Source organism: Ancylobacter sp. G4_0304, from assembly GCF_047501495.1.
Lineage (GTDB): Bacteria > Pseudomonadota > Alphaproteobacteria > Rhizobiales > Xanthobacteraceae > Ancylobacter.
This window is the reverse complement of record NZ_JAZDRM010000029.1, coordinates 49,429-57,914: the sequence shown is the minus strand read 5'-3', so window position 1 is coordinate 57,914 and position 8,486 is coordinate 49,429. Positions and strand designations below refer to the sequence as shown.

10 protein-coding genes are annotated in these 8,486 nt (G+C 68.5%); 7 read left to right on the top strand and 3 right to left on the bottom strand.

Annotated features, from left to right (window positions below; all coding sequences use genetic code 11):
* A partial coding sequence (locus tag VRZ77_RS16285) for a hypothetical protein (protein ID WP_414593654.1) occupies nt 1-244 on the top strand: 244 nt, incomplete at its 5' end.
* A gap of 135 nt (nt 245-379) precedes the next feature.
* Here the strand turns inward: VRZ77_RS16285 and VRZ77_RS16280 are convergent.
* Nucleotides 380-1,588 (bottom strand): pyridoxal phosphate-dependent aminotransferase, encoded by a 1,209-nt coding sequence (locus VRZ77_RS16280; RefSeq protein ID WP_414593653.1) that lies wholly within the window; start codon nt 1,586-1,588, stop codon nt 380-382.
* A gap of 150 nt (nt 1,589-1,738) precedes the next feature.
* Between VRZ77_RS16280 and VRZ77_RS16275 the strand changes: the two genes are divergently transcribed.
* The 6 genes from VRZ77_RS16275 to aat all read left to right on the top strand — a co-directional run bounded on the left by VRZ77_RS16275 (nt 1,739) and on the right by aat (nt 7,289).
* A complete protein-coding gene (locus VRZ77_RS16275; protein WP_414593660.1) occupies nt 1,739-3,184 on the top strand; it encodes a M48 family metalloprotease in 1,446 nt (481 codons plus the stop codon).
* Between the two features lie 44 nt (nt 3,185-3,228).
* Complete coding sequence (locus tag VRZ77_RS16270) at nt 3,229-4,014, top strand: DsbA family protein (protein ID WP_414593652.1); 786 nt, start codon at nt 3,229-3,231, stop codon at nt 4,012-4,014.
* Between the two features lie 192 nt (nt 4,015-4,206).
* The gene (gene aroQ, locus VRZ77_RS16265) at nt 4,207-4,644 is read left to right on the top strand and encodes a type II 3-dehydroquinate dehydratase (protein ID WP_414593651.1); all 438 of its coding nucleotides are present in this window, start codon (nt 4,207-4,209) and stop codon (nt 4,642-4,644) included.
* A 33-nt stretch (nt 4,645-4,677) separates the two neighbouring features.
* The gene (gene accB, locus VRZ77_RS16260; RefSeq protein ID WP_414593659.1) at nt 4,678-5,151 is read left to right on the top strand and encodes an acetyl-CoA carboxylase biotin carboxyl carrier protein; all 474 of its coding nucleotides are present in this window, start codon (nt 4,678-4,680) and stop codon (nt 5,149-5,151) included.
* A gap of 11 nt (nt 5,152-5,162) precedes the next feature.
* On the top strand, nt 5,163-6,515 hold the full coding sequence (accC, locus tag VRZ77_RS16255) for an acetyl-CoA carboxylase biotin carboxylase subunit (protein ID WP_414593650.1): 1,353 nt from the start codon (nt 5,163-5,165) through the stop codon (nt 6,513-6,515).
* A 96-nt stretch (nt 6,516-6,611) separates the two neighbouring features.
* Nucleotides 6,612-7,289, top strand: a complete 678-nt coding sequence (gene aat, locus VRZ77_RS16250) for a leucyl/phenylalanyl-tRNA--protein transferase (RefSeq protein WP_414593649.1) — start codon at nt 6,612-6,614, stop codon at nt 7,287-7,289.
* Here aat and VRZ77_RS16245 read toward each other — a convergent pair.
* Both VRZ77_RS16245 and VRZ77_RS16240 read right to left on the bottom strand, forming a co-directional pair.
* Nucleotides 7,220-7,855: a DUF2155 domain-containing protein gene (locus VRZ77_RS16245; RefSeq protein WP_414593648.1), complete on the bottom strand. Its 636-nt coding sequence runs from the start codon at nt 7,853-7,855 to the stop codon at nt 7,220-7,222. The two genes, aat and VRZ77_RS16245, sit on opposite strands and share 70 nt — an antisense overlap.
* Before the next feature lie 161 nt (nt 7,856-8,016).
* The gene (locus VRZ77_RS16240; protein ID WP_414593647.1) at nt 8,017-8,430 is read right to left on the bottom strand and encodes an NADH:ubiquinone oxidoreductase subunit NDUFA12; all 414 of its coding nucleotides are present in this window, start codon (nt 8,428-8,430) and stop codon (nt 8,017-8,019) included.
* Between the last annotated feature and the right edge of the window lie 56 nt (nt 8,431-8,486).

The window sequence follows — 8,486 nt, the reverse complement described above, 5'->3', positions numbered from 1 at the left end:
CCGGTCCACCGTGCGCGAGCCCGCCCCGGTCGTCGTGACCGAGGCCAGCGCGTCTGTGACGCCGGAAGCGCCCGCTGCCGAAGTCGCGCCGGTCGAGGCGTCGGAAGCTCCGGCGGCCGACACGCCCGCTCCCGAAGCCCCGGCTCCCGAGACGGTTGCCGAGACTCCGCCGGCTCCGCCCTCCGACGAGCCCGAGCGGCCGCGCCGTTCCGGCTGGTGGAACCGCAAGCTGTTCGGCGCCTGAGCGCGTCGCACTGAAGAACAAAAGGCCCCGGAGACGATCCGGGGCCTTTTCGTATTCCGGCGTTGGCTTCTACCAACGCCGCTGTCCTCGACCGATGCCGGGCGGGTTTCGCTCAAGCGCCGCGCGCTTTCGGTATCAGCCCCGGCGCAGGAAATCCCCGATGCGCGCCACCGCCTCGCGCATGTCCGCCGCCGAGCCGGCATAGGACAGGCGCAGATAATGGTGGCCGCGATGCGGATCGAAATCGACGCCCGGCGTCGCCGCCACATGCGCTTCGTCCAGCAGGCGGCGGGCGAAGGCGGCGGAATCCTCGGTGAAGTGCGACACGTCGGCATAGAGGTAGAACGCGCCGTCCACCGGCAGGAATTCCGGCAGGCCGGCGGCGGGCAGGCCGGCGGTCAGGATGCGCCGGTTCTCCTCATAGCCATGCTTTACCTCCTCCATCTCCGCCGCGCCGTCGAACGCGGCCTCGGCGGCGATCTGCGACAGCGTCGGCACCGAGATCATCAGGTTCTGCTGGAGCCGCTCCACCGCCCGCACCAGCGGCGCCGGCAGCACCATCCAGCCGACACGCCAGCCGGTCATGCAGAAATATTTGGAGAAGGAATGGATCACCGCCGCGTTGGGCGACAGCGCGGCGGCGGTGGTCGCGGGGAAGGCATAGTCCAGCCCGTGGTAGATTTCATCGGAGATGAAGCGGATGCCGAGCCCCTCGGCGGTGGCGATCAGCTCGGCCAGCGCCTCGGGCCGCATCATGGTGCCGGTCGGATTGGCCGGGCTGGCCACCAGCACGCCCTTGAGCGGGCCCTGCGCATGGGCCTGCGCGAGGGCCTGCGGCGTGATGACCCAGCGCGAGGCGGCATCGGTCTCGATCAGCACCGGCTCGCAGCCGAGCGCGGTGAGGATGTGGCGATAGGGCGGGTAGCCGGGATTGGCGATCGCCACCCGGTCGCCGGGCTCGAACATCGACAGGAAGGCCAGCAGGAAGCCGGCCGAGGAGCCGGTGGTCACCACCACCCGCGCCGGGTCGAGGTCGAGATCGAGATCGTAGGTCTCGCGATAATGGCGGGCGATTCGGGCGCGCAGCGAGGGGATGCCGAGCGCGGTGGTGTAGCCGATGCGCCCATGCTCGAGCGCGCGCGCCGCCGCGGCCCGCGCCGCCTGCGGTGCCGACGCGGCCGGCTGGCCGACCTCCATATGGATGACATGCCCGCCCGCGGCCTCGATCCGCGCGGCGCGCTCCATCACGTCCATGACGATGAAGGGCGCGATTTCGCTGCGGCGCGAGGCGGCGGTGAGCGCCGCCGCGACGGCTTCGGGCGTGAGCGGTAAAGAAAGGCTCATTGAGGCCACCTGGTCCGGCCGGTCGCCGCATCCGCGCCGCATTCTGCGGGTCGTGTGCGGCCTCCCGTTCAATTGAAGATGATCGGCAGGCCCTTGACCCCTCCGCCGTTGGGCGTCAGGTCTCAAGGCCCGGCATGCAAGCGATGGATGATGCTTCTGTCCCGCATTGACAACCCCCCGTTTCGGCGGACGGCTGAGGCACCTGCGCCATCTGGCATCCTCCGCGGCTGCGCGCGGGGCCTTGCGCTCGCCGCCACCCTTGTCGGGCTCGCCACGCCTGCGGGCGCGCAGCAGGCGCGCGTGCCCGGCGTGATCCGCGACGCCGAGATCGAGGCGCTGATGCGCGACTATACGCGCCCGATCTTCAAGGCTGCCGGCCTCACTCAGCAGAACATCCAGGTCGTGCTGATCGGCAATGATTCGTTCAACGCCTTCGTCGCAGACGGCAAGCGCATCTTCATCAACACCGGCGCGCTGAAGCAGGCCGAGACGCCGAACGAGGTGATCGGCGTGCTGGCGCACGAGACCGGGCATATCGCCGGCGGCCATCTCGCACGCATGCGCCAGCAGATGGAATCGGCGCAGACTGCCGCCATCGTCGCCATGCTGCTGGCAGCCGGCGGCGTCGCGGCGGGCGCGTCCAGCGGCGCCAATATGGGGGGCGCGGCGGCGGGCGCGATGATGCTGCCGCAGGACATGATCCGCCGCTCCCTGCTCGCCTACAAGCGCAGCGAGGAACAGGCCGCCGACCGCTCGGCCGTGACCTATCTGAACGCGACAAAGCAGTCGGCGAAAGGCATGCTGAAGACGTTCGAGCGCTTCCAGAGCGACCAGCTCTTCATCAGCCAGCGCGTCGACCCCTATCTGCTCAGCCATCCCATGGCGACCGACCGCATCCAGGCGCTGGAGACGCTGGCCCATGCCAGCCCCTATTTCAACGCCAAGGATTCGCCCGAGCTTCAGGCCCGGCACGACATGATGCGCGCCAAGCTGGTCGGCTTCACCCAGACGCCGGACGCGGTGGCCCGAATCTACGGGCAGCAGACCACCCTGCCCGCGCGCTATGCCCGCGCCATCTCCGCCTATCGCTTTGGCAGCATCCCGGACGCGATCCGCCAGATCGACGCGCTGATCGCGCAGAATCCCGGCAATCCCTATTTCCATGAGCTGAAGGGACAGGCGTTGCTGGAGGCCGGCCGGGCCAAGGAGGCGGTGCCGCCGCTGCGCCGCGCCGTGCAGCTTTCTAACGGCCATCCGCTGATCCGCATGCTGCTCGGCCAGGCGCTGGTCGCGAGCAACGACAAGGCCGCCATGGACGAGGCGGTGCGCGAGCTGAATTTCAGCCTGCAGCGCGAGCCGGATTCGCCCTCCGGCTGGCGCTATCTCGCCATGGCCTATGGCCAGCGCGGCGACATTCCCAATGCCGACCTCGCCTCCGCGCAGTCGGCCTTCGCCGGCGGCGACATCAAACTCGCGCGCGAGCTCGCCGCCCGCGCCCGCACCAAGTTTCCGCTCGGTTCGCCCGGCTGGCTCAAGGCCGACGACATCGTGAACCTCAAGCCCCCCGTCGACGCGCGCGGACGGCCGCAACAATGATGCCCCGCGCGCCGGCCGAACCGATGCCCCTTCTGGAGAGACCCATGTCGCTGCCCTCCCTCGTCCGCACCGCCGCGCGCGGCCTGGCTGCCGGATGCCTCGTGCTCGGCCTCGCCGCCAGCTTCGCCCCGACTCCCGCCCGCGCGCTCGACGAGGCGCAGCGCAAGGAGTTCGAGGGCGTGATCCGCGAGTACCTCATCAGCAACCCGGAAGTGATCCAGGAAGCGATCGCCGAATTGCAGAAGCGTCAGGCCGCCGCCGAGGCCGCCCAGCGCGAGAAGGCCGTGGCCGAGCTGAAGCCGCTGATCTTCGATTCCCCGCGCGGCAGCGTCATCGGCAACCCCAAGGGCGACGTCACGCTGGTCGAGTTCTTCGATTACAATTGCGGCTACTGCAAGCGCGCCCTCGGCGACATGGTGGAGCTGCTGGACAATGACCCCAAGCTCAAGATCGTGCTGAAGGAATTCCCGGTGCTCGGACCGGGCTCGGTGGAAGCTTCGCAGGTCGCGGTCGCGGTGCGCCTCGTCGCTCCCGACAAGTACCTCGCCTTCCACAAGAAGCTGCTCGGCGAGCGCGGGCAGGCCAACAAGGCCAAGGCGCTGGAAGCCGCCGAGGCGGTCGGCGTCGACCGTACCGCGCTGGAAAAGAAGCTCACCGATCCGGAAGTCGCCGCCACCCTTCAAGAGAGCCTCCAGCTCGCCGACGCTCTCGGCATCGACGGCACGCCGAGCTATGTGGCTGGCGAAAGCGTCATCGTCGGCGCGGTCGGGCACGACCAGCTCAAGGACGTGGTCGCCTCCGTCCGCTCCTGCGGCAAGGCCAAGTGCTGAGGCCAAGTGCTGATCGAAAACCTGACGGGCGCGGCGGGCGGCGAGCTGAGCCGATTCGTCGCGCCGGCGCCGCGAGCTGGGGGTTAGTAACCCTCAAAGCAAGCCGGGGCTTGGCGTGCGGGCAGGCATTGCCTATAACCCGCGGCTGTCCCGGCTTCCGCCGCGCGACGGCGACCGGCTGATCGAGACCCGATGTCTGAAATCATTCACGTTGTTAACGGCCCGAACCTCAACCTGCTCGGCACCCGCGAGCCGGAGGTCTATGGCCGCGCCACCATCGCCGATGTCGAGGCGGCGTGCCGCGAGACCTGCGCGGGCTACGGCTTCGAACTGGTGTTCCGTCAGTCGAACCATGAAGGCGATCTCGTCAACTTCCTTCAGGAAGCACGCGGCTCGCTCGGCGTCGTGATCAACGCCGCCGCCTATACCCACACCTCCGTCGCACTTGCCGACGCGATCAAGGCCGTCGGCCTCAATGTCGTCGAAGTGCACCTGTCAAACGTCTTCGCGCGCGAGGCCTTCCGCCATCATTCCTATATTTCGCCGGTTGCCCGCGGGGTGATCTGCGGGTTGGGGATCGACGGCTACCGCCTCGCCATCCACGCGCTAGCCGCAAGCCGTGGAAACTGAGGGAGACGGGCGAGCGACCGTCACGGGATCATGATGAAAACAAACAAGCCGGCCATTGACCCCGCGCTGGTGCGCGAGATCGCAACTCTGCTGTCCGAAAGCGACCTCACCGAGATCGAGGTCCAGCACGAGGATCTGCGCATCCGCGTCGTGCGGGCAGCCCCCACCGTCTACGCCGCCCCGGCGCCCGTCGCGGTGGCGCCCGCCGCTGCCGCCCCGGCTCCGGCCGCAGCCGCGCCCGCCCCGGCCGCGGCCGCCGATCCGGCCAAGCATCCCGGCGTCGTGCCCTCGCCGATGGTCGGCACTGCCTATCTCGGACCCGAGCCCGGCGCCCGGTCCTTCGTCGATGTCGGCACCGTGGTGAAGGAGGGTCAGACCCTGCTCATCGTCGAGGCCATGAAGACGATGAACGCCATTCCCGCTCCCCGCGCGGGCACCGTCACCCGCATCCTCGTCGACAACGCGCAGCCGGTCGAATATGGCGAGCCGCTCATGATCATCGAGTGAGGACGGCTGGAATGTTCAGCAAGATCCTCATCGCCAATCGCGGCGAGATCGCCCTGCGCGTGCTCCGGGCCTGCAAGGAGCTCGGCATCGCCACGGTCGCGGTGCATTCCACCGCCGACGCCAACGCCATGCACGTCAAGCTCGCCGACGAGAGCGTGTGCATCGGCCCGCCGCCCGCGCGCGACAGCTATCTCAACATCCCCGCTTTGCTCGCCGCCTGCGAGATCACCGGGGCGGAAGCGGTGCATCCCGGCTACGGCTTCCTCGCCGAAAACGCCCGTTTCGCAGAGATTCTGATCGACCACGGCGTGCAGTTCATCGGGCCCAAGCCCGAGCACATCCGCATCATGGGCGACAAGATCGAGGCGAAGCGGACCGCCAAGAAGCTCGGCATCCCCTGCGTCCCCGGTTCCGAAGGCGGCATTTCCTCCGACGAGGAAGCCGCCAAGGTCGCTACAGAGATCGGCTTCCCGGTGCTGATCAAGGCCGCTGCCGGCGGCGGCGGACGCGGCATGAAGGTCGCGCGCTCCGCGGACGAACTGTCCTCCGCCCTGTCGCAGGCGCGCTCGGAAGCCCGCGCGGCCTTCGGCGACGATGCGGTCTATATCGAGAAATATCTCGGCACGCCGCGCCACATCGAAATCCAGGTGCTCGGCGACGGCCAGGGCAACGCCATCCATCTCGGCGAGCGCGACTGCTCCCTGCAGCGCCGGCACCAGAAGGTGTGGGAAGAGGCCCCCTCGCCCACCATCACCGCCGAACAGCGCGCCCGGATCGGCGAGACCGTCTCCAAGGCCATGCGCGACATGAAGTATCTCGGCGCGGGCACCATCGAGTTCCTGTACGAGAACGGCGAGTTCTACTTCATCGAGATGAACACCCGCATCCAGGTGGAGCATCCGGTGACCGAGGCCATCACCGGCATCGACCTGATCCGCGAGCAGATCCGCGTCGCCACCGGCGAGCCGCTCGGCATCGAGCAGAAGGATGTGGTGCTGCGCGGCCATGCCATCGAGTGCCGCGTCAACGCCGAGCACCCGCGCACCTTCCGCCCCTCGCCGGGGCGGATCGACAACTGGCATGTGCCGGGCGGGCTCGGCGTGCGTGTCGATTCGGCCGTGTATCAGGGCTATACGATCCCGCCCTATTACGACAGCCTCGCCGGGAAGCTCATTGTTCACGCCAATACGCGCGAAGAATGCCTCGCCCGTCTCAAGCGAGCGCTGGACGAATTCGTGGTCGAAGGCATCGAGACCACGCTGCCGCTGTTCCGCGAGCTGGTGCGCAATCCCGATATCGAACGCGGCGCCTACGACATCCACTGGCTGGAGCACTTCCTCGCCGAGGGCGAGCCGGCGAGCTGATCCCGGCTACGTGCCCTCCTCCCGGCCAGGCCGGACAGCCACGGAAATAAGCGGCGGCGCCTTCACAGCGCCGCCGTTCTTCGTCATGCTTGAGGCATGTCACACCCGCGCGAGCATCAGGTCGAGATCACCCCGGAAGTCCTGCTCAAGGCCTATGCCTGCGGCATCTTCCCGATGGCGGAAAGCGCCGACGATCCGGGGCTGTACTGGATCGAGCCGGAGCGGCGCGGCATCATTCCGCTCTCCGAGTTCCAGCTCTCCAGCCGCCTCGCCCGCACGGTGCGCTCGGACCGCTTCGAGATCCGCGTCGACCATGATTTCGAGGCGGTGATCGACGGCTGCGCCGAGCCCGCCGATGGCCGCAGCTCGACCTGGATCAATCCGCGCATCCGCAAGCTCTATTGCGACCTGCACGCCCGCGGCTTCTGCCACTCGGTGGAAGCCTGGGAGGACGGCAGGCTGGTCGGCGGGCTCTACGGCGTGCGGTTGGGCCGCGCCTTTTTCGGCGAGAGCATGTTCCACCGCGCGCGCGATGCCTCGAAGGTCGCGCTGGTGCATCTGGTGGCGCGGCTGCGCAAGGGCGGCTTCATGCTGCTGGACACGCAGTTCGTCACCGACCATCTGCGCAGCTTCGGCGCCGTGGAGGTGCCGCGCCGGCACTATCACCGGCTGCTGGAACAGGCGCTCGACGGCGAGGGAGATTTCTACTGCTGGGGACCCGGCGAGGCGATTTCCGGCGCGGTCTGCTTGCAGTCGGTCAGCCACGCATCATAGATCGGGTGCTCGATGCCGTGCAGGCCGGGGCTGGAGGCGAACATCCAGCCGCCGAACAGCGGCTTGATCTTGCCGTCCAGCGTGATCTCCTGAACCTCGACAAAGCCGGTGGTGTTCTGGGTCTCGTTCTCGGGCCGGGTGTAGCAGGCGCGCGGGGTGATGCGCAGCGCGCCGAACTGCACGGTCTCGTTGATCGCGACATCGAAGCTGATGATGCGGCCGGTGATCTTGTCGAGGCCGGAGAACACCGCCGTCTTGTTGGCGATCTTCTGCTCGGGCGGCTGCACCACCTCGATATCCCCGCTCGGCCCATAGGTCGCCGCGCCCGGCACGTCGGGCTGCGCGGGCGCCGGGGCGCGGTTCTCGCCGCCGGCGGGCGGCTCCATGATTGAGGGCACGCCGGGGCCACCGGGCGGCGAATCGGGATTTTCCACCGGGCCACCGGGCGGGGGCGCGAGCGGGGCCGATTCGACGCCGCCCTGCCAGCCCTGCTGGGCGCTCGCCGGCCCGGCGAAAGCCATGGCGAGGCCGAACGCCGCAAGAAGGACGGTGGTTTTCGAGAACATGGAACCGGGCACCTTCGCATCGCCTTGCGCAGCACGCCCACCGCCGGCGCATCGCTGCGGCGCAGAATGCGCGGCATTAAGGCGGTGTCGGGGCGAAACCCGTGGCAGCGGAAAAAGCAAGGCGACCCGCATGGCGCGGGCAGCCACGGGCGCGGAAAGCCTCACTCCGGGGTCCAGGCCCGGTAATCGCCGGTCACGACCGGGCGGTGGCCGAGACCCAGAGTGGAGCCCGGCGGCCGATAGGCTTCGGCGGTGCCGGTCGGGTTGGCGCGGTGCGGCTTCTCCCACTCGCGCGGGACATAGTTTTCCTCGCTCGGCGGCACGTCGGAACGCTGGTGCATCCAGGCATGCCAGCCGGGGGGAATCGCGGTCGCCTCGGCCACGCCGTTGAAGATCACCCAGCGGCGCTCGAAGCCGAGCGTCGGGTCGATCTTGCCGCCCTTGACGCGGTAATAGCTGTTGCCGAACTCGTCCGTGCCGACCTTCTCGCCATAGCGCCACGTATAGAAACGGGTGCCCATGGTCTGGCCATTCCACCAGGTGAAGGTCTCGACGAGGAAGTCATAAAGTTTCACGAAAATCGTCCCTGGACGGCTGGAAACAGGCAGCTTGAAACCTGGTCGGACCATGC

Coding starts and splice junctions, on each gene's coding strand:
- aat (WP_414593649.1), top strand. CDS start 6,612: ATGTCACACCCGCGCGAGCATCAGGTCGAGATCACCCCGGAAGTCCTG.
- VRZ77_RS16270 (WP_414593652.1), top strand. CDS start 3,229: ATGTCGCTGCCCTCCCTCGTCCGCACCGCCGCGCGCGGCCTGGCTGCC.
- accC (WP_414593650.1), top strand. CDS start 5,163: ATGTTCAGCAAGATCCTCATCGCCAATCGCGGCGAGATCGCCCTGCGC.
- accB (WP_414593659.1), top strand. CDS start 4,678: ATGAAAACAAACAAGCCGGCCATTGACCCCGCGCTGGTGCGCGAGATC.
- VRZ77_RS16280 (WP_414593653.1), bottom strand. CDS start 1,588: ATGAGCCTTTCTTTACCGCTCACGCCCGAAGCCGTCGCGGCGGCGCTC.
- VRZ77_RS16275 (WP_414593660.1), top strand. CDS start 1,739: ATGCTTCTGTCCCGCATTGACAACCCCCCGTTTCGGCGGACGGCTGAG.
- VRZ77_RS16245 (WP_414593648.1), bottom strand. CDS start 7,855: ATGTTCTCGAAAACCACCGTCCTTCTTGCGGCGTTCGGCCTCGCCATG.
- aroQ (WP_414593651.1), top strand. CDS start 4,207: ATGTCTGAAATCATTCACGTTGTTAACGGCCCGAACCTCAACCTGCTC.